The following is a 23,383-nucleotide window of genomic DNA, read 5'->3' as shown; positions in this document are numbered from 1 at the left end:
AGAGGGTTTAGAATTGAATTGGGAGAGATTGAAGAAAGAATTAGGGATGTAGAAGGAATCAGTGATGCCGTTGTTATAATTAAAGAAAACAATGGTGATAAATATTTATGTGGATATGTAATAACTACCCAAAATATAGATGTCGCTAACATTAAGAAGAAGTTAGGCGAGAACTTGCCTGAATATATGATTCCAGCATTCATTACGCAGTTAGAACGATTACCAGTAACAAGAAGTGGGAAAATTGATAAAAAAGGATTGCCTGAACCTAATATTACAAGTTCCGAAAGTTATGTTCCTCCAAGAGATGAGATAGAGCTAGATATCGCTAAGGTATTTCAAGAAATTTTAGGAACAGAGCGTGTAGGTATTGATGATAGTTTCTTTGAATTGGGTGGTGATTCGATTAAGGCAATTCGTATAGTATCTAGATTACGAGAATATGGATACGAAATAAATGTTCGAACAATTATGCAAAATAGAACTATACGTAATATTAGTACGAGAGTAAATAAAGCGGAAATAAAAGTGGTAGATCAACAAGAAGTCGTTGGTGATATAGAGCTAACACCGATTCAAATGGATTTCTTCCATAGCAATCTAGCTCATCCTGAACATTTTAATCAATCAATTATGCTAGAAAGTAAACAAAGAATTGATCGAAAGAAAATTGAAAATACACTAGCTACAATTGTTAAGCACCATGATATGTTAAGAGCAGTATTTCAAGATGGAAAGCAAAAAATAAAAACCATTACAGATAGTGAATTATATGAATTACAATACATTGATTTATTGGAAATCAGAGGAATGGAAGACGTATATTCAAGAATTAATGATCAAGTAAATAAGCTTCAAATGAGTATGGATTTAGAAAAGGGACCGTTATTAAAAGCAGCAGTAATTAAAACTGAGAAAAATGATTATTTGTTTCTTTGTGCCCATCATTTAGTAGTAGACGGCGTATCGTGGAGAATTCTTATAGAGGATATAAATATAGGGTACAATAGTAAAGATGGTACTTCTACATTACCATCAAAGACAATGTCATATAAAGAGTGGAGTAATTTATTGCGAGAATATCGTAATAGCCATATTTTAAAGAAAGAAATTCCTTATTGGAAACAAATTGAAGAGAACGTAAAAGAGAGTTTAATAGAAAAAATATCAAACGAAGATAAATTTAACATGGAGCATATAGAGCTAGCTTTAACACAAGAATTAACAAATAAAATGTTATATAAAGTTAGTAAGGCTTATAATACAGAGATTAATGATTTATTACTAACAGCTTTATCTAGAGCGGTAAATAACGTAACAGGAAAAAGTACAGTAGCTGTCAATATGGAGGGGCATGGAAGAGAAACGATAGAGGGTGTTTCAGAAATTGACAGGACCGTAGGGTGGTTTACTAGTGTATATCCTGTTGCAATAAGTGATATTGGTAAAAGTATTCGAGAGGATATTCGGAATACAAAAGAAACATTGCGAAAAGTACCTAATCGTGGAATGGGATATGGTGTATTAAAAAGGTTGGGAGAAAGTGTCATAGAAGGTGTTACACCAGATATTACTTTTAATTATCTTGGAGAATTTGTTCAAGAAAATAGCCATGGGAATTTTGTAATGAGTGATTTACCGTGTGGAAAGAATGTTTCAGACGATAATGATCTTGGGACACCAATCTCCTTTAATGGAGCAATTTCTAATAATGTATTCCACATGATAATAAGTTATGATAAATCAAAATTTAATACTGAAAATATGGAGTTAATGAAAGAAAGCTTTAAAAAAGAGCTAATAGAAGTTATAGAGCATTGTATTATGGTTGAGCAATGTGAACATACAGCATCCGATTTTGGAGAATTGAATTGGAGTGATAATGAATTTGCTTTAGTGAAGAATAAGCTTCAAGAGCAAGGATATGATATAGAGAGAATTTATCCTATGACACAAATGCAAGAAGGAATGCTATATCATAAATTACACAATGAAGATTCAACAAGTTATGTAGTTCAGACTGTATTCCAGTCCAATATCGCTATAAATGAAAAGATTTTGAAAGAATCTTTTGAGTTACTTGTAGCAAAACATGAAGTTTTACGAACAAATATAGTTTTCAAAGATGTAAGTGACCCTAGACAAGTGCTATTAAAAGATAAAGAAATTGAATTTACACAAATTGATTTAACAGAAATAGAAAATAGGCAAGTAGAATTAGGTAAAATAAGAGAAATGGATGTAAGAAGAGGTTTTGATTTTGAAAAAGAAAGCTTCCTTCGAGTAATTTTAGTTAAATTGGATGAGGAAGATTATCGACTGATTATAAGTTTTCACCATATCATTATGGATGGATGGTGTCTATCCATATTAATGAATGATTTGATTTGGTTTTATGAACAGTTATACATGAAAAAAACAAAGAGTGATTTGAAAGAGTCTATTCAAAAAACATCTAGTTACGAAGATTATATCCGATTAACACAAAATAAAGATAAGGAAATAGCTCTTAAATATTGGACAAGGCTTTTAGAAGATTATGAAGAACCGGCAGGTATAAAGCCGATAGGCAATAGAAAGAATGAAGAAGCCAGCGAAGAAGTTCAAAGAATTGAAATAAGTTTATCTAAAGAAGAAACTCAAAAGCTAGAGAAAATGAGTAATAAGCTTGGGGTTACTGTTAACACTGTAATAGAAACTGCATGGGGAATAATTTTACAGAGATATAACAACACACAGGATGTAATTTTTGGGAAAGTAGTATCAGGAAGAAACGTTAATTTAAATGGAATTGAAGAAATGGTAGGTCTCTTTATTAATATGGTACCTGTGAGAGTGAAAAATCAAGGAGACGATAGCTTTTCAAGCATAGTATCAACCTTACAAGAACAAGCTTTACAAACCTCACAATATGACTATAGTTCATTAGCAGAGATACAAAATTGTAGCATATTAGGTAATGATTTAATTCAAACTATGATTGCGTTTGAAAATTATCATTCAGAAGAGCGTAATTTAAATACGAGATTGAATTTAATGATGGTAGACGGAAGAGAGCAAACGAATTATGCTTTGACTTTAAGTGTAAATCAAACGGAAGTATTAAATTTAGGCATGATCTTTGATACTGAGTTATTTGGAATACATGAAGTGAAAAGAATTCTTAATAGATTATCTTTGATTCTGAAAAGTGTTATAGAGAATCCAGAGATAAAGGTTAATAACATTGAATTATTAAATGAGGAAGAAAAAATATTGGTGTTGAATGGATTCAATTCAACTAAGACAGAGTATCCTGACAATAAAACAGTTGTCGAACTATTTGAAGAGCAAGTACAAAAAATTCCTAATGAAATTGCTATTGGTTCAGAAGATCAAAGAATTACTTATCATTATTTGAATGAACGAGCGAATCAAGTGGCAAGAAAGCTCAAAAAGCTCGGAATGGAACAAAACCAATTTGTTGCAATTATGGCTGAAAGAAAAATAGAAACTATTATTGGAATTTTAGGTATATTAAAAGCGGGTGGTGCTTATTTACCGATAGATCCGAAACAACCAATTGAAAGAGTAAAATACATTCTTAAAGATAGTGATGCACAATTCATTTTAGCAACTGATATAAATGCTTCATTGTTTAATAATTTATCTTTAGAAAAAATTAGTTTACAGAAAGCAGCACTTAAAGATGAATTATCGTCAAATTTAAATATAGTAAATACATCTAGGGATTTAGCGTATTTAATTTATACATCTGGTACTACAGGAACTCCTAAAGGGGTAATGGTAGAACATCGAAATATAAATCGTTTAGTGAGAAATGCGGATTATGTGGATTTTGAAAATGTTCGAATCTTACAGACGGGATCCCTTGCTTTTGACGCATCTACGTTTGAAATTTGGGGAGCTTTGTTAAATGGAGGTAGTCTCTATTTAGTTGATGATGAAGTAGTAATGAATCCTAAGCTACTGCAACAAATGATATCTGAATTTGCAATAAATACGATGTGGTTTACAACTACTCTATTTAATCATTTAATTAGTTCTAATTATAAGATTTTCGATTCGTTAGACCAAGTTCTATTTGGTGGAGAAGCGGCATCAGCAGAACATGTTCGACAATTGATTGCTCGAAATAAGAAAATTAAATTATGCAATGGTTATGGCCCAACTGAAAATACAACATTTACAGCTTGTTATCCAATAAGTAATGATTTTGATGGAGGCAACATTCCAATTGGAAAGCCGATATCTAATACGCAGGTTTATGTTTTAGACAATAATAAAATATGTGGCATTGGAATGCCTGGAGAACTATGTGTTGGTGGAGATGGATTATCAAAAGGATATTTAAACAGACCAGAGTTGATGAAAGAAAAATTTATTAATAATCCATATAATTCAAGTGAAATTATATATAAAACCGGTGATTTGGTAAGATGGTTAGAAGATGGTAATTTGGAATATCTGGGAAGAATAGATGAACAGGTTAAAATTAGAGGTTTCCGAATTGAACTTGGTGAAATAGAGAATACTATAAGAAAAATAGAAGGTATTCGTGATGTGTCGGTGATTGTAAATGAAGAGAAACATGAAAAGTATTTATGTGCGTATGTTTGCTACGATGATGGAATAGAATCCAGAGATATATTGAATTATTTAAAAGGTAGTCTACCAGAATATATGTTACCGACATATATTGTTCAACTTGAAAAATTACCTATAACTAGGAATGGAAAGTTAGATAGAAGAGCTTTACCAATGCCAGAACATAAAGGGACAGAGCAATATATTTCACCTAGAAACAAAATTGAGTTAGTTATTGCAGAAGCATTTCAAGAAATTTTAGGAATTGAACAGGTTGGCATTGATGATAGTTTCTTTAGATTAGGAGGACATTCATTAAGAGCAACTAGATTAGTAAACAAAATAGAGCAAAAATTAGGGACTAGAATTCCATTGAGAGATGTGATGGAAGAGAAGACCGTGCGTAGAATTTCTCAGAAATTACAGCAATCTACCGATTTAGAAAAGAATAAGCCTATTGAAAAACAGCCTAAAAAACCAAGTTATGAAATGAGCTCAGCTCAAAAAAGATTATATGCTATTGATCAAATCCAAGGTGAGAATATCACATACAATATGCCGGGAATGATGAGAGTACAAGGTAGTCTTGATTTGGAGAAGTTGCAGCAAACGGTCAATGCTCTGATTAAGCGCCAAGAAGTATTAAGAACACATTTTACTATGAAGAATGGACAACCAGTCCAAATAATTGAAGACAATGTTGAACTTTCTGTTGGATACAGAAAAGGGAATAAGTTAAATATTGATAAGATCTATAAGGATTTTGTGCGACCGTTCGATTTAAATAAAGCTCCATTGATGAGAGTGCAAGTAGTAGGAATTTCAGAAAATGAATCGATATTAATGTTAGATATTCATCATATTATTTGTGATGGTGGTTCAATTGGTGTGTGGTTTGAAGAATTTTCGAAAATATATAATGGCGAGGATTTGCCGGAATTAAAAGTACAGTACAAAGACTATAGTGTATGGCAAAATTCTAATGTTATGAAAGAGCAAAAGAAATATTGGTTAGATGAATTTTCTGGTGAATTGCCATTGCTAAATTTACAAACAGACTATCCAAGGCCACAAAAACAAAGTTTTAAAGGTAACTCTATTAAAACGAAATTGAGTAGTAGTACAAGAGAAGCAGTAAAGTTGATAAGTAAGGAAACTGGGGCTACAGAATATATGGTTTTATTATCAACATTTATGTTATTGCTTAGTCGATATGCTAGAACAGAAGAGATTATTGTTGGAACACCTATCGCTGGAAGAACCCACCCTGAAACACAAAATATGCTTGGAATGTTTGTCAATACATTAGCGATTAAAGGAGATATGCAGCCAAATCTTACTTATCTACAATTAATAGAGCAGTTAAAAGAGAAATGTTTGAAAGCGTATGATAATCAGGAATATCCATTTGAAGAATTAATTGAGAATTTAGATTTAGAGAGAGATATTTCAAGAAATCCTTTATTTGATGTTATGTTTGCATTGCAAAATAATGAGGAAAGTCATTTGAAATTAGGAAATACTAAATTAGAGCAAATTGAATCAGAAAGTGAAATATCTAAATTTGACTTGACAGTTAGTATGACAGAAATTGAAAGTGGCTATGAGCTGTTATGGGAATATTGTACAGACTTATTTAAACAATCAACAATAGAACGAATGGGATTACACTATTCCGAGTTATTAAAAAATGCAGTGGAAAATCCAAAAAGAAATATTTATGATATTCCATTAATGGGTTATTCTGAGTATAAAAAAGTACTTGAAGAATTTAATATAACGACAACTGAATTTCCTGGTGAGAGTACAATTGTTGAGCTCTTTGAAAAACAGGTTGAAAAGACACCTGAAAAAGTAGCTGTTATTTCTAATGGTCTTGAATATACGTTTGGTTATTTGAATAAAAGATCAAATCAATTAGCACACCAGCTTCAAAAGTTACAAGTACAACCAAATGATTTTGTAGGGATATGGGCTACACGTAAAATTGAAACTATAATAGGGATTTTAGCAATATTAAAAGCAGGTGGAGCTTATCTACCAATTGATCCGAAACAACCTATAGATAGAACTCGTTATATGCTTAGAGATAGTCGTGCAAAAGTGCTTCTTACGGAAGTTGAGAATTTACCAGAGCTGCTTGATGGTTCTTTAACTGTACTTAATTTAAAACAAGAAAATATTTATGATATGTCTTGCGAAAATCCTAAAGTCATGAATCAAACAACTGACTTAGCATATTTGATCTATACTTCTGGGACTACAGGTGAACCTAAAGGAGTTATGGTAGAACATAGAAATGTAATTCGTTTGGTTAAAAATACAAATTATGTTAATTTCCATGATGTGGGGATTCTACAAACGGGATCATTAGCTTTTGATGCATCCACATTTGAAATTTGGGGTTCTTTATTAAACGGTGGAAGATTATACCTTGTTGAACAAGATGTATTAATGGATGTAGAAGCATTAAAACAAATGTTAGCTAAACATCGAATTAACACGATGTTTATTACAACTGCTTTATTTAATCAATTAGTTATTACAGATTGTACAATTTTTGATTCGTTAGATCAGTTGCTCTTTGGTGGAGAAACTACATCAGAAGAACATGTTAAAAAATTAGTTAAGAGCAATAAAAAATTAAAACTTTCAAATGTGTATGGGCCGACTGAAAATACGACATTTACAACACATTATCCTATTTGTTCAGAAGAGTTATTAGAAAAAACTCCAATTGGGAAGCCGATATCTAACACAACAGTTCATATCTTAAATGGACATAATTTATGTGGAATTGGTATTCCAGGAGAATTATGTGTCGGGGGTGCCGGTGTAGCAAGGGGATATTTAAATAAAGCGGAATTAACAGCTGAAAAATTTGTTGTAAATCCACTGGTTCCTGAAGAAAAAATCTATCGTACAGGGGATTTGGCACGCTGGCTTGAAGATGGGAATATAGAATATTTAGGAAGAATTGATGAACAAGTTAAAATTAGAGGGTTTAGAATTGAACTTGGGGAAATTGAAAGTAAACTTAGAGAGATACCTTATATTCAAGATGTAGCTGTTACTTTAATAGAAAAGAATAATGACAAATATTTATGTGGTTATGTAGTTAGTAAACAAAAAATCATAACCGAAGAAATTAAGAATCAATTAGGAAAAACTCTTCCACAATATATGGTTCCAACATATATTATGCAACTAAGCGCTTTACCGATGACACAAAATAGGAAAGTGAATAAAAAGGAATTGCCTATTCCTGATTTTGATAATTCGAATCATTATGTTGGTCCAAGAGATGAAATTGAATTATGTGTAGCAAGAGTGTTTGAGGAAATTCTTGGTATTGAACGTATAGGAATCGATGATAGTTTCTTTGAATTAGGAGGAGACTCAATTAAGGCGATTAGAATTGTTTCAAAGCTACGTGAGAACGGGTACGGAACGGATGTTCGTAATATTTTGCAAAATAAAACTATTCGTAAAATATGTCTAGGTATAAGTAAAGCGAGAAACATAATAATTGATCAAAGTGAAGTAACGGGAGTTGCAGCATTAACGCCAATCCAAATTGATTTCTTTAATAGTCAATTAGAAAAGCCAAATCATTTTAACCAATCATTTATGTTGGAAAGCAGTGAAAGAGTGAATGAAGAACATCTTAATAAAGCAATTACTGCTATTGTAGAGCATCATGATACATTAAGGACTGTATTTAGAAGTGGAGAACAGGTTGTTCAGTCGATAAAAGAAAGTGCATTGTATGATTATCACTCCTATGATTATTCTCATATTCAAAATAAAGAGGAGTTATATGAGAAAATTAATAATAGTTCTAATAGTATACAGGCCAGCTTTGAAATTTCTGAAGGACCTTTAGTTAAAGTTGTATTATTCCGAACAAAAGAAAAAGATTACTTGCTAATTTCTATGCATCATTTGGTAGTAGACGGAGTATCATGGAGAATTATTATTGAAGACTTGAATAAAGGGTATACTCTTTCTAAACAAGGAAATGAGGTAATTCTTCCTAGAAAAACTATGTCGTTCAAACTTTGGAGTGAGGCTTTAACTAAATATAGAGAAAGTGAATCGCTAAAAAAAGAGATACCATATTGGCAAAAAGTCGAGAGGTTAGTTAAGGAAAGTAAGTTACCTACAAATCAATTAGGAGAGAAATATTTACCTAGAGAATTAGTGATGCATTTATCAGAATCCGAGACAAGTTATTTACTGTACCAAGCAGGGAGAGCCTACAATACTGAAATTAATGATTTACTTTTAACAGCGGTATGTAGGGCTGTAAATAAATTGGATGGTAAAGAAACTGTGGCATTGAATCTTGAAGGACATGGAAGAGAAATGCTAGATCAGGATATAGTGATTGATCGAACGGTTGGTTGGTTTACAAGTGTATATCCAGTAGCTGTAACAGGGATAGGAGATTCTATTACAAATGATATACAAAAAACAAAAGAGGCATTAAGCTCAATTCCAAACAAAGGTCTAGGATATGGAGTGTTAAAGGCATTGGGAGAAAATGTTTTGGAAAATGTTAAGCCTGATATTACCTTTAATTACTTAGGAGAATTAGATCAAGAAAGTGGATCAGATTATTTTAATATGAGTGATATACCACGTGGTGAAGAGATTGCAATAGAGAATGAATTTAGTACTGGTCTTTCTATAAATGGAGCTGTAACTAATAAAAAACTTCGAATGGTTATAATTTATAATGGCTCAAATTATAGTGAAAAATTTATGCAAGCATTGAATGATGAGTTTAAAAAACAATTGTTAGTTATTATTGAGCACTGTATTGAAAAGAGAAAGAATGAAAAGTATATAGAAAATACTAGAAGTCATTTAAACAGAGATGAAGCTATCACTCAAGTAATATGGGAAGAATTTGGATTAGACAGTATATTGAAATCTATAACTGTTGAGAAAAAAGAGCACTCAGTTCTATTTGTGACAGATTTAAGTAGTGAAAAGAGAGGCGAGATTAAGGGAGAAATAATCAATAAATTATCATTTTTACAGGTTCCAGATTATATCGTTGATATGAATAAGTATCCATTAGTTTCAGGGAATATGGAGGAGGAACAATTTATAAGCTTGTGCAGTGAGTTAGAGAATACAAATAATATATCGTTACCGAAAATTACTAAAGATGGTGAAATGGGTGAAGTTATAGAGGGATATACACCTTCAATCATGCAAGAATTGTTTTTATCAACACCGAATACTATGATAGAGGAAAAGATTATAATAGAAGGGGATTATGATAAAGACAGCGTTATAGCCGCTATAGAAAAAGTTGTTCAAGAACAATCTATTTTAAGAAGTACTTATCAAAAAATAGCGGATAGATATATTATTTGTGAACATGGTTACAATACGTTTTGGAAGCCAAATTACTTTGATCTAAGATATGCTACTTCTACTTATATTACTGCAGTATATGATTTAATTCATGGAATGCGGAGAAAAATGAGTACAAGTATATTAACTGAAAATAATATGTTAAGCAATATTGTAATTACACAAAAGACCGAAAGAGAATATTGCATTTATGTGATTATTCATCATAGTATTTGGGATAAGGCAAGTAATCAGATTTTTAAAGAGAAAATTATAGACATTTTGAATTTAAAAGCAAAATATGTAAAAACAAATGAAACGTATAAACAATATGTAAATGAAGTAACAACTAGTAAAATATATGCGGAAACCCATAACTTATCGAACTTAGAAAAATTTAAAGAGAAAACGGATGAGTATGTAAAGCGTAATATAAATAATGTGTTAGAAAAGTCAGTTGTTTCATTATTTAAAATGGGTTCGGCTACAGAAAAGCTTTATAACGACAAACCTTGGTCACTATTCGCGTATATTTTGAACATACTTGCTAGAGAAAATAAATTAACAAATGTCCATACTGAACCTTTACCAATACTTATTTTACAAGAAGATAGAAGATATATGACAAATGATTATAGTAATACACTTGGAGAGTTTTTAGATTGGTTACCATTGCTAATTGAGGGATCTAAAGAGAATGAGTTGCTAGACTGGCAACAAAAGGTTAATGAAATTCAAAATGTAAAAAAAGAAAACCATTATAGTTTAGTTGAACTATTAAACTACAGCACAGTCGAGATGAGAAATATGATGGCATCAGTTCTTTCAATCAATTATCAAGGTGGGTTTAGTATTGAGTATGAGGAGATGCAAGAGATACTAAAAAATGATGATTATAATAAGAGTACAGAAGTTTTTGTAAATAGCTATTCTAATTATTTAATCTTGTCGTATCCAATTTTTAGTGGTTGTTCAGGAGATATAGAAGAAGTCATTCAAAATGAATTAAATCAATTGGAAGACTTACTAAATAAGAAAGTTGAAAGTGAGCAATTTGAAAAAGTAGTAATTAAACATTAAAAAATGATAATATGAGACCGCTAAATAGATGATTGCTGAGTTTATTAAATTGAAGTAGAGGGATTCTATTATTTTTAAAACATAGTAGAATGTATTTTATCATCTATCATGGTTAGTAACATGAATTTAAGGTCATACTATTCTCTTTGCACTTTGAGGAGATGGTATGATCTTAATTTTTGAAGAATGATATATACGTAAAACTTTTGAGTAAGAATATAATTAATGAAAGGTTTATAAAACATGTTAGAACTTTATTTAGCAAATATATTAAATATGAACAAAGCAAATTACCAAAGGTTATATTCTGTTATGGATGATTTTATAAAGGTAAAAGTGGATGAAATGAGAAAGTATGAGGATAGACAGAGGACAGTATTAGGAAATTTCCTTGTGAAATATTTTATCGCAAAAAAAGTAAATGCCAATATAGAAGATATAAAATTAGAGGAAGATGAATTTGGTAAGAAAAAAATAGTAAATCATGTTGGGTATTGTTTTAACATTTCTCATTCAGGAGAATGGGTATTTATAGGTATTGCAGAATCTGAAATAGGTGTAGATGTTGAAAAAATAGAATCTTTGGATTTCTTAAATATTGCTAGCTATTTTAGTAAGGAAGAAAAAGAATATTTAACCAAATTGGATTCAAAGGTTCTTGAGATGGAGTTTTTTAGAATTTGGACAGCGAAAGAGAGTTATATAAAATATAAGGGGTTAGGTATGGTAATTCCGTTAGAATCATTTAGTGTACCGATATCTGAAAATGAGAATTTTGTTAAAACGTTGTATGAAAAAGAATCAAAAGAGGCATTTGTTACATCATCAAAAATAAATGAAGAATATTATATAAGTGTATGTGGAAATTCTGCTATGGAACAATTAGAGTTAATATATTTAGATTTAAAAAATGAAATAGGATTATCAGATTATTTTTCCTCTATGAATGATAGATAAGGGGATATAAGATATTAATATTTATATTCCTGAAAAAAATGTATTTTCTTGTACAATACAATTTCCTATTAACATAAAAGATTCGATTATTCGAAAAAATGAACCTTTGCGGATAAAAAACTCCTTAGTTAGAAGGAGGGCACTGAAAAAGTCCACTTCATAAGAAAAAGAAGGTAACCATCTACTACATACAGGCGGTTACCTTCTTTTTCTTTTTAGATATATTGAAAAGATATATGATATTTTTTCAAAGCTTTCACTTTTTCAGTCGCCTTGCTAGAAGGGGGTGCTTTTTTGATGTAGCCCTGAAATAAAGTTTAATTAAACTAACTCTATAAACGATGATAAAAGAGCAAATAGAAAAGTGTGTTTTGAAAAAAGATTGATTAAAACACGCTTTTAATATATTCAACTGAATCATTTTTTATAAAAATGTTTGATTAGCTTTGTAACCGTTATTCCATTAAGTGACCCCTTAATGAAATAACGTGACTGACATTTTTAAACAACGCTAGTATGTTTTAAATGACTTGATTGTCACTCACACTACCATCGATACTATACCTTGTGAGCCACATTATTAAAGATTTAATGATTTAGTTGAGATGGACTCACTTTTTGAATTTGAACAAGTATGTCAAACGATTTACCTAATGATATATCAACAGTTTTCGGTATGTCAGGGCCTTCGGTAGTTATTCCGGAAAAAATTGGATGTTTTTCGTTTAACCAAGTATTTGTTATTCCGTTTGCTTTACGTAAATCAAGTAAAAATTGGTCATTTTTTACTTGTCCAAAGGTATAGTTATAGCTGTTTGGATCATCTGATTTTAATATTCCATATGGACCAAATTCACGGTTACTATTATAAACATTATATCGGCCTTCAGAAACAGAGGTTCCAATAGATACATACCGTTTTCTATAATGTTCTGCTAAATGTTGCCCTGCTACTTTAGGGTATATAAAAGGTATCATATTTGTTTTCGAAACGTGTCCATTATGTGCCCATACAATTGTTTTTCCTAGGTGTTCTTCTGTCCACTTCACATTTTCATACATTGCAATATCATGTTTCAAAAAAAAATCCGATGGGTTATCAGGAAATGATGCTGCCATTGTAGTAAACTGCTCGATAATACGGGCAGTTTGTTTTATCCATGCAAACTCTTTGGAATTTCCATTTAGAGTATTTTTATTTTGTTCTAATAAAGTATTGATTTGTTTAGCATTTGAAATATATTTTTCTTTATTTTCTTTCGTAAGGCCGCTAAAGATATTAATATCCTTTGTTACAGGAATAAGGTCTTTTATCTTCTCTTCTAAACTAGGCAAAAGCTTTGGATTGTTTCTGCGTACATATTCTATTATATTATTATAAATATTTTTGCTTACTGATTGTATATCCATCCCAATGACACGCACTTTGGATTTATGTTTTGGATCAGCATTATATCCTTGTATCCAATTAATAAGATCTACTATCTCTTTCGTGTTAAATTCAGGTGATAGATGTTGGTTTGGGTTCCCTTTACCAGTAAGAACATAACGATCAAGTTTTAAAGCTCTGTCCCACCCCTCTTCTAAAACTAAGTTGGTAAAGCCTTTTTCAGATACTAAATAATGAACAATGCGATGTTTCATTGTAAAAACTTCATGAGCCCCATGCGTAGTTTCACCTAAACCCACGATTGAAGCTGATCCTACCATATCCTTCAGTGGTTTTAAATCATTAAGAGATGCAGTTGGATTAGTTGTTTTTAAAGGCTTTGCATGCTCTTCTAACCATTTGGCTATTGGATTAATATTGTAGGGACTTGTAAAGGAAACTTCTGTGTCTGAAGCTACATAAGTATTTTCTGTAAAATTAGTCGATAATATAGTAGACGTAGGAATTGTAGTAGTCATTTTTTTCATAAAAACCTCCTAAAATATTTATTTGAATCAATTTCATAATCCTCAAGTTTAAACGATGGAAAAGCCGCGATTCCTTTATTAAAGGGCTTTCAAGAGTGGCTTTCGTCATTGACGATTCAATATGGTACATTGGATGCGGGCTACGATTATGAAGCAATTTATACACAACTTTATCGTGTGAAAGCTAAAGAAATCATTGCCTATAACAAGCGAAACGAAGGAGAGTTTCTTGGGTTTGAGGGACACTTCGCTCCCACTTTCAAAAACATACTTCTAAAATTCTGCCACTTCAACTGAGGAAAAGAAACAATTATTAAATTGATTCTTTTATTAGTTTTTTGACATGTTCTAAGAGCATCTGTTTGAATCATCAATTCTCTTCTCACAAATCTATTCTATTTCCTAAAACTCACTTATTTCTTAATAGATTCTTAAGAAATTATTAATTTACTCATGTCAATAAAAAACAAAATTACTTACACTGATGTTTGTAAAAATGCACAATAAAAATATCACCTAAAATAATAAAAAATTATTGTAAAACGATAAGATTTATAATAAAATCGAAATCAGAATAAATAAGTGTGGTGCTTTTTATGAAAAAGATAAAAATGTTGTTTTTTTAATTAGAGGAGGTATAAATATGGACATTAACAATTTGATTATTGAAAATATGGATAACCCTCATGAGTTGGAGAGAATGTATAGAAAAGACCCGAAAGTTTTTAAAAAGTCATTCTCACAAGCATGGGATGAAAAACCTGATTCTCAGGTACTAGCTGCTTGGTACGAAAGATTGCATTTCAAGGAGACGGCAAATAAAGAAAAAATATCGCTGTTTCAAAAAGGTTTCTTATTCATGGGTATGTTAGCTATTCTAGCTGGACTAAGCACCAGAATCATTTTCCACTTTGTCGAGCAGGAAGCAATTGCTCCCATTAACCTAGCTTTTGGTGTAATTCCTTTTATTGTTGCTTATTTTATTTACAATAATACTCCGAAAAAAAGTATTATTTATTTCCTTGCGGCGTTGTTACTAATTTCCGGATTGTATCTTAATATGTTGCCATTAAATTATAAAGACAGCAGTATCCTTGCTTATTTACATTTTCCTATAATGTTATGGGTTTTAGTAGGGATTGCCTTTACAGGAAATGAATATTCAAAAGGTAGTACAAGATTAGCTTATATTAAATTTAATTTAGAATATTGTCTTCTCTACGCGAGTATGGCAGTGAGCGGAATGGTATTAGCAGTATTCACCATGAAGTTATTTAGCTTCGTTGACTTGGATATAGGAGAATTCTATTTTAGTAATGTTGTGTTATTTGGTGCTGCTGCTCTCGCTATTGTGGCTGCATATTTAGTATCAATGAATCTTAAACTTGCTAAAAATATTACACCATACATATCTAAAATTTTTAGTCCTCTTGTCCTGATCACATTGTTGATCTATCTTATAACAGTTATATGGGTCGGAAAAAATCCGTTCTTGGACCGCAATTTCTTAATGGTCTTCAACGGAATACTCCTTGGTGTATTGGCTGTTACTATATTTTCTATTGTTGAGAGTGACTCAGATGAGAAAAAGAACATTTCAGATTATATAAATTTTGCCTTAATTGTTCTGGCGCTTATTATTGACACTGTGGCTTTGTCAGCCATCATATTCAGACTTTCTTCTTACGGGATTACACCTAATAGACTTGCTGTGTTAGGGGTAAACATACTGATCTGGGCAAATCTAATTTGGATTATGTTTTCCTATATGCGTTTCTTGCAAAACAAATCAGGACCAATAGCTATCCAAAATGCCGTTACGAAGTATTTACCAATCTACGGACTTTGGGCAGCTTTCGTTATATTTACGTTTCCGATAATTTTTAATTAGGAAGGCTTTGTTAATGTAATGATAAATTTGTTAAAAGAGGATGATGGATGTCATCCTCTTTTAACTGTATAGAAAAACATATTGAAATTATTTTGATGTAATATATAATAAATTCAGATATTTTAATAAAAACTTCTTATTAAGAGAGGTGGAGGGACTGGCCCTTTGAAACCTCAGCAACCTAATGTTATATAAAGGTGCTAAATCCTGTAGGATCTAAAAGTCCTAATAGATAAGAAAATGGGTATAAGTAAACCTTCTTCTGATTTTGAAGAAGGTTTTTTGTCATATAAATGGAGAATTAGAAAGGTGGTGATACAGAAGCGAAAGAATTAAAGAAAATATAGAAGAAGAAACCGGAGGGCGTAGTGAATAATCAAGTTGGAAGTTTAAAAGAGGATAGCACTAGTGATAGTATTTGGAGCAATAAAGTTTTTTCGTATTTTTTCTTAGCAAGTTGTATTTCTTTGATAGGCAATTCAATGGTTACGCTCGTTTTACCGTTATGGGTAATGAAATTAACGAATTCTCCAATACTTGTTTCTGGGGTAAACATTGCAATAGCAACGACGGCAATTCTGTTTGCACCTGTAACAGGAACGTTAGCAGATCGAATGTCGCGAAGAAAGCTTATGATAATGGCGGATGTTATGAGATGTATCGTTATGATTATCATCGCGGTAATAGCATTTTATAATAAAATGTTGTACATTCCGTTACTACTGTTACTTATTATACGTTCAATTGGGAGTGCTTTATTTACTCCAGCTTCAAATGCAGCATTAGTAACATATGTGGAAGAAAAGCATGTTCAACAGGCGATTACGCTGAGACAAATCTCAATACAAATCATATCGGTAGCCATTCCTTTAATGGCTAGCTTTTTAATTTTAATGGAGTATTTATGTTAGATGCACTTACATTCTTTATATCGTTTTTAATTTTAATGAAAATTAAATTTCCACGTGAACTGAAAATAGAAAAGAAAAAGCCTTTTTATGAAGAATTTAAAGAGGGGTTCTCACTTTTAAAAAGTAATCAATCATTGAAAATGTTGCTTATGAGCGCTGCAATCATTAATTTGCTTGGAGCGGCGTGTATGCTATCACTGCAAGTAATCGTTGTTAGAGAGATGGATCTATCTATGCAGTGGTATAGTATAGTTTTTGCGGCATCACCGATAGGGATTTTAATAGGAGCATTTATTACGAAAAAGATTCGTACATATAAAACGATTACGACTGCTTTTATATGTACTGCTATTATGGGGATTTTTAATGCTGCAATGGGTACGACGTTAAATCCGGTATTATTTTCAGTTTATTATTTTCTGTCAGGAATTGCATTTGGGGTAAGTAATGTATATTTTGGAGTGTTGTATAGAAAGTTAATTCCAAATGAAGTGCAAGGAAGATTTTTCGGTTTTTTAAGTTCGTTATTATTAGTATCTACTCCAGTTGGAATTGCAATAACAGGATATTTCTTAGAGTCAATTTCAGCTTCTATTTTATTTATTATAATTGGTATTATTACGTTTTTAGTTTCGGTTATTTCATTTGTAATGATAAATAAGAAATAAGTGTTGTATGAGATTTTTCAAAAATAAAAAACGTCCTAAAATAGGACGTTTTTTATTATGTGTATTGCCGTTTTGTCTTAATAAGTAACAACACTTGTGAAACACAAGCAAGTACTGGCAGTTCAATCAACGGTCCAATAACGAGTGCAAGTGCGATAAGAGGCTCGTCTGGAAAAGCTGTTACAGCAATAGCAAGTGCAACAGGTGAGTTTCTTGCTAATGTTGTTAAGTTTAAACTTACTGTATCTTTATAAGATAAACGCATAATGCGTCCGATAAATTGTCCGAGTACGAAATTAATGATGAAGAACAATAGAACAGGAATGAGTTTATTCTCGAGTGTTTCAGCTTCTTTCATTTTATACATAATGAATTTTGTAGCGTGTGCAAGTACAAATGGCAAGGCGATTACAATAACAATACTTTCTACTAAAACAGAAACCGCTACAGTCTTCATGACACCAGCAAATAAAAATAAATAAATGGGAAGGAGTAGTACTTGCAAAATTAAATTTACAGGCAAAATTGCAGTAGAAAGTGCTACATTTCCTTTCGCTATTTCAGTAAAGATTAAGTACCAATCTGTACATGGAGTAACCATTAACATAATAAATCCAACCCAAAGTGCTGGGTGATCTGAAAGAAATAGTGCACCTAATCCCCAAGCGAGTAAAGGTGTCCATACAAAATTAATAGTAAGGCTCGTTCCAGCGAATTTTAAATTGTGAAATCCATTTTTTATTTCTTTCAATGGAATGCTGAGAAATAATCCATACAGCATGAAAAATAAGAAGGGGACAATAAATTGCTCTGAATACATATGTATCAAATGAAATTGTCCGAGTACGATGCCGCATGTAACAGCAAAAAGAATAATAAAAGTTTGAATCTTTTCTATAGTGCTCATGAGTAAATCCTTTCTAAATATGAATTGCCCTCTCTACATCCATTATACAAACAATAAAGTTACAATGGGTGTATGAATTGTATTGTGGTCATTATTTTTAATTCGAGATATTATTTTTTATTTAAAGTTACTTGACTAAAGTAAGTTACTGTATTACAATCACTTACATAAGGTAATTAAATAACAAAAAGTTTTTTGTGTTTTTACTTAAGGTATCTATTGGAACTTTTTACTAGAATAAGAATTTTTATGATGATGAATAATGAATATGATAAGAAAGTTTAGGTGAAGAAAGTGGGATTATTTAGCTCATTATTTGGTAAAAAAGAAGAAAATACAAAAGTAGAGGGGAATAAAACAATGTCAAAAGTATTATTTGTAAAAGCAAACGATCGTCCGGCGGAGCAAGCAGTTAGTTCAAGAATGTATGAAACATTTGTAAGTGCTTATAAAGAAGCGAACCCAAATACAGAAATTACGGAGTTAGATTTATTCGCATTAAATCTGCCGTATTACGGAAATATCGCTATTTCAGGTGGGTATAAACGTAGTCAAGGAATAGAGTTAACAGCAGAAGAAGAGAAGGCTGTAGCTAAGGTAGATCAATATTTAAATCAGTTTTTAGAAGCTGATAAAGTTGTATTTGCGTTCCCACTATGGAACTTCACAGTGCCAGCACCATTAATCACGTATATTTCATACTTATCACAAGCTGGAAAAACGTTTAAATATACAGCGAATGGTCCAGAAGGTTTAGCTGGTGGTAAGAAAGTAGTTGTGTTAGGTGCTCGTGGTTCAGATTACTCTTCAGAACAAATGGCTCCTATGGAAATGGCAGTTAATTACGTAACAACTGTACTTGGATTCTGGGGAATTACAAATCCAGAGACTGTTGTAATTGAAGGGCACAATCAATATCCAGATCGCTCACAACAAATTGTTGAAGAAGGTTTAGAGAACGTTAAGAAAGTAGCGGCGAAATTTTAATTAATAGTAAATGTAAAAACCAACATGGATGACCATGTTGGTTTTTTAGTCTATTTCTATGTTAAAAAATGTATATTTATAAAATAAATGAAAAGTTTGAAAATAGTATTGCAAAATATTATATATCAAACTATAATGAGTTCAAGAATAATTGATACTTGAATTAAATATTCAGAAAATTCAATTAGTTAAAATTGGAAAATGAGATAAGGAAATTTGAATGGGGGTTATATTATGGCGAATAAAGTACCATTTTCGTTCATAGTAGTTATTGGATTAATGTTATTTGCACTATTTTTTGGAGCAGGAAATTTAATATTCCCGGCAATGCTCGGTCAATCGGCAGGAGAGAATGTATGGATTGCTAACGCTGGATTTTTAGTAACGGGTGTTGGATTACCACTACTAGGTGTACTAGCATTTGGTTTTTCGGGTAAAGATGATTTACAGTCATTAGCAAGTCGTGCTCACCCAGTATTCGGGATTGTGTTTACAACAGTTTTATACTTAGCGATTGGCCCGTTATTTGCAATACCAAGAACAGGAAATGTTTCTTATGAAATTGGTCTTAAACCGTTTATGCCAGAAGGATTAGGTTCTACACCTTTAATTCTTTTCACAATTGTATTCTTTAGCATCACTTGTTTTTTTTCGCTAAATCCTGCGAAAATTGTCGATATTGTTGGGAAAATCTTAACGCCAATTAAGTTAACTTTCATCGGTATTTTAGTAATCGTTGCTTTTGTTCATCCGATTGGAGATATGCAAGCACCAGTGGAAGCTTATACATCACATGCATTCTTTAAAGGGTTCCAAGAAGGATACTTAACAATGGACACGCTTGCATCATTCGTATTTGGAATCATCATTATTAATGCAATTAAAGAAAAAGGTGCGAAAACGAAAACACAGATCATGATCGTTTGTGCAAAAGCGACAATCATTGCAGCATCTATTTTAGCAATTATCTATACAGCTCTTTCTTATATGGGTGCTTCAAGTGTTGCGAAGCTTGGACATTTAGAGAACGGCGGAGAAGTATTAGCGAAAGTTTCTAATTACTATTTCGGATCATATGGTGGAGTATTATTAGGATTAATGATTACAGTAGCGTGTTTAACAACTAGTGTGGGACTTGTATCAGCATGTTCTTCATTCTTCCATAAGTTATTCCCAAATATTCCTTACAAAGCGATTGCCATCACGCTATGTGTATTTAGTGCAATTGTTGCAAACGTAGGATTAACACAATTAATCGCAGTTTCTGTTCCAGTACTAACAGCAATTTATCCACTAGCAATCGTATTGATTTTCTTAACATTCTTCCATTCATTATTCAAAGGAAGAGCTGAAGTTTATCAAGTGAGCTTAATCGTAACATTTATCATCAGCTTATTCGATGGATTAAGTGCAGCTGGAGTTAACATTGAAGTAGTAAGCCGAGTGTTCACTAAATTCCTTCCGATGCAAGAAGTAGGATTAGGATGGATCTTCCCAGCGATTATCGGTGGATTTATCGGATATGGCATTAGCGTTTTAAAAGCAAAAAATCAAGTTCAACCAGCTAGTGCGAATAAGAAAATAGGTTAAATAAAAAAGTTATAGAACTTGTTTCTATAACTTTTTTTGTTACTATTAATAATGAAAGAAAATAAAGTTGTAGGGGAAATAAAATGAAAAAAACAATTGATCATATCGGCATCGCAATTCGAGATATAGATAGTACGATACGTTTTTATGAAAAGGTGTTGTTAGGAACGTTAATAGATCGTTACGTAAGTGAAGCTCCTGGTGTGGAAAGCGAAGTAGCCATTCTTGAAGTGGATGGAGATAGAATTGAATTACTTGCGCCTACGAATAATACGACATCTCCAATTGCACGATTTATAAAACAAAAAGGTAAAGGTGTTCATCACGTTGCGTATCGTGTCGATGATTTAGATGTAGCTCTAGAAGAGTTAAAAGAACAAGGTATTCGGACATTAGAGCATACACTTCGAATTAATAAGCACGGTAGAAGATTAATATATCTTAACCCAGCGGATACAGAGGGAACAATCATTGAGTATTGTGATTATCCAGAAGAGAAGTAAAGAAATTTAATGATGGAAGAAGGGTATTGCGTAATAACGTAATGCCTTTTTTATTTATGTATTTCACACTTTCTTCACAAATAATTCACGATAACCTTTCTTCTTTAGGAACTTACATAAATATATTTTATGATATAATAACAATCGACTTTAAAAATGTAAGTTGTATCTGTGAAGGTAGTTACTATTATATTAGAAGTTTTGAGGTGGAAGAGAAATAAAGAGTTTTACTGTATAGAAGTTTATATTTAATCAGGTTAATATTTATTCAAGTAATCGACTTGGTAAGTAGATGTAATGAAAATAGAGCGATGAGGAAGAAAGAAGTGAAATGAGTGTGAAAGTAATGAGAAGGTTAGGGGCATGGTTATTAATTGTATGTATGCTTATTATATCGATGCCGAAAAGCGCATCTGCTCATGCGTACATTGTGAAATCAAACCCTACTGAAAATGAAACGTTGAAGAAAGCACCATCTGCAGTGAAAATTGAATTTGATGAGGATATACAAGTTTCGCATTTTAATACATTGTTTGTAAGAGATACCTCAGGTACAAGAGTAGATTTAAAAGATGCTCATATTGATAAAGAAAATAAAAAATTATTAGAAGTAGGGTTAAAAGAAAATTTAAAAAACGGACTCTACTCTATTCAGTGGAAAGTGATTTCTGCTGATGGGCATCCCATTCAAGGAGTGATTCCGTTCCGAATTGGGTCAGCAGAAGCGGGAGCAGACGATATACAAGTAGAAGAGATGGGGTATGTCCCGAAAATAGATATGATTATGGAACGTGGAGTTTTATATACAAGTTTCTCACTATTTATAGGAGTGCTATTCTTTAATCTTATTATGTATAAAGGGAATGCAACCTCGGTTCGATCAAGGAGTAAGAACATAATATGGATCTCATTATTGGGTATATTGATTAGCTTATTATTCAATCTGCCATTGCAAGCGAAAATAAATGCTGATGTTTCATGGTTAGAAGCATTCGATCCATTACTATTAAAAGAAACATTACAGCTTTCTGTTTTTGGATATGTGTGGATTACTCAAATGGTTCTTATTAGTTCGCTTATCATTGTTACTTATTTTGCGATGAAGTGTGAGAAGCTGTCGTCGTTTAAAGTATGGAGCATTCCAATACTATTGTTTATCGGGATACTTGTTATGAAAGCCTTTAATAGTCATGCATTTGGTTTAAAGTTTAAAGAGATTGCGGTCGTTATGGACTTTCTACATTTATTCGCAGCTTCGTTATGGGTTGGAGGTCTATCATCCATTATTCTTCTTTTACGTAAAGAGGAAGACAAGTGGAATATGTATTGGGATATGATTAAGCGTTTTTCACCGTGGGCAACAGGTGCTGTCATCGTGATTTTAATAACAGGTCTTTTTAACAGTACATTCTTTATACCAACAATTCATTCGTTATTTGATACGAAGTATGGTTTAGCTTTATTAGCGAAGATACTTTTATTCATTTTCATGGGGATATTGGGAATTGTTCACTATGTGAAAGGGAAAATGAGAGCGGAGCAAGGATTAGGCGCTACGGTGAAAGTAGAGTTTATCATAGGAATTATCATCTTTGTCATCGTAGCTTTTATGACAAACGTACAAACACCACCGATGCCTCCTACTGGACCTTTTACAGAGAGTAAGCAATTAGGTAATGGGTATGAACTTACTTTACATGTAAGTCCTAATAAAGTAGGACAAAATACATTCCATATTACTTTAAGGGATGAAAATGGCCAACCTGTTACTGATATGGAGCAAATTATTTTAACTACGCAATCATTGGATATGAACATGGGGAAAGGTTCATTTAAAGTTTCGGCCGTGTCACCAGGAGAATATGAAGCGGAAGGTATGTATATTAACATGACAGGAAACTGGAATATACAAGTGCACGGATTAACAAAATTTCTTGATAGCTTTGATGCGGATTATAAATTTATAGTAGGCGGCAGATAAAGAGAAGGTATAAATAAAAAGGAGTTAATAGAAA

At 31.9% G+C, this 23,383-nt stretch carries 9 protein-coding genes, 2 pseudogenes and 1 riboswitch; of the genes and pseudogenes, 9 read left to right on the top strand and 2 right to left on the bottom strand.

From position 1 onward, the window contains the following. Positions 1 to 12: 12 nt before the first annotated feature. Together JDS82_RS12215 and JDS82_RS12210 are read left to right on the top strand one after the other, a co-directional pair. Positions 13 to 11,037 carry an amino acid adenylation domain-containing protein gene (locus JDS82_RS12215; protein ID WP_346011109.1) on the top strand — a complete coding sequence of 3,675 codons (11,025 nt, stop codon included), beginning with the start codon at positions 13 to 15 and terminating at the stop codon, positions 11,035 to 11,037. Positions 11,038 to 11,280: 243 nt separating this feature from the next. Beyond that, the gene (locus tag JDS82_RS12210) at positions 11,281 to 11,994 is read left to right on the top strand and encodes a 4'-phosphopantetheinyl transferase family protein (protein WP_000891975.1); all 714 of its coding nucleotides are present in this window, start codon (positions 11,281 to 11,283) and stop codon (positions 11,992 to 11,994) included. A 588-nt stretch (positions 11,995 to 12,582) separates the two neighbouring features. Here the strand turns inward: JDS82_RS12210 and JDS82_RS12205 are convergent. Then, complete coding sequence (locus JDS82_RS12205) at positions 12,583 to 13,911, bottom strand: erythromycin esterase family protein (protein ID WP_199713389.1); 1,329 nt, start codon at positions 13,909 to 13,911, stop codon at positions 12,583 to 12,585. Positions 13,912 to 13,950: 39 nt separating this feature from the next. On the opposite strand from JDS82_RS12205, the pseudogene JDS82_RS29730 reads away from it, so the two are divergent. The 3 genes and pseudogenes from JDS82_RS29730 to JDS82_RS12195 all read left to right on the top strand — a co-directional run. Beyond that, positions 13,951 to 14,169, top strand: a pseudogene (locus tag JDS82_RS29730) (IS5/IS1182 family transposase); the annotation flags it as partial. 385 nt (positions 14,170 to 14,554) lie between these two features. Further along, positions 14,555 to 15,802: a DUF4153 domain-containing protein gene (locus tag JDS82_RS12200; protein ID WP_000354057.1), complete on the top strand. Its 1,248-nt coding sequence runs from the start codon at positions 14,555 to 14,557 to the stop codon at positions 15,800 to 15,802. Between the two features lie 133 nt (positions 15,803 to 15,935). Then, positions 15,936 to 16,041, top strand: a riboswitch (SAM riboswitch). A 129-nt stretch (positions 16,042 to 16,170) separates the two neighbouring features. After that, positions 16,171 to 17,381 (top strand): annotated as a pseudogene (locus JDS82_RS12195) (MFS transporter). 55 nt (positions 17,382 to 17,436) lie between these two features. Here JDS82_RS12195 and JDS82_RS12190 read toward each other — a convergent pair. Continuing rightward, complete coding sequence (locus JDS82_RS12190) at positions 17,437 to 18,288, bottom strand: arsenic resistance protein (RefSeq protein ID WP_199713388.1); 852 nt, start codon at positions 18,286 to 18,288, stop codon at positions 17,437 to 17,439. 294 nt (positions 18,289 to 18,582) lie between these two features. On the opposite strand from JDS82_RS12190, the gene JDS82_RS12185 reads away from it, so the two are divergent. The 4 genes from JDS82_RS12185 (at position 18,583) to JDS82_RS12170 (ending at position 23,349) form a co-directional block, all read left to right on the top strand. Then, on the top strand, positions 18,583 to 19,275 hold the full coding sequence (locus JDS82_RS12185; protein WP_199713387.1) for an FMN-dependent NADH-azoreductase: 693 nt from the start codon (positions 18,583 to 18,585) through the stop codon (positions 19,273 to 19,275). Between the two features lie 234 nt (positions 19,276 to 19,509). Further along, complete coding sequence (brnQ, locus tag JDS82_RS12180) at positions 19,510 to 20,865, top strand: branched-chain amino acid transport system II carrier protein (protein ID WP_048561114.1); 1,356 nt, start codon at positions 19,510 to 19,512, stop codon at positions 20,863 to 20,865. A gap of 83 nt (positions 20,866 to 20,948) precedes the next feature. Then, entirely contained in the window at positions 20,949 to 21,368 is a 420-nt protein-coding gene (locus JDS82_RS12175) for a VOC family protein (protein ID WP_199713386.1), read from the top strand. Positions 21,369 to 21,699: 331 nt separating this feature from the next. Next, complete coding sequence (locus JDS82_RS12170) at positions 21,700 to 23,349, top strand: copper resistance CopC/CopD family protein (RefSeq protein WP_199713385.1); 1,650 nt, start codon at positions 21,700 to 21,702, stop codon at positions 23,347 to 23,349. Positions 23,350 to 23,383 lie beyond the last annotated feature (34 nt).

Origin of the sequence: Bacillus cereus group sp. N14 (assembly GCF_016483555.1) — a bacterium.
Lineage (GTDB): Bacteria > Bacillota > Bacilli > Bacillales > Bacillaceae_G > Bacillus_A > Bacillus_A wiedmannii.
The sequence above is the reverse complement of the archived record's forward strand: the minus strand, read 5'-3'. Positions and strand labels throughout refer to the sequence as shown.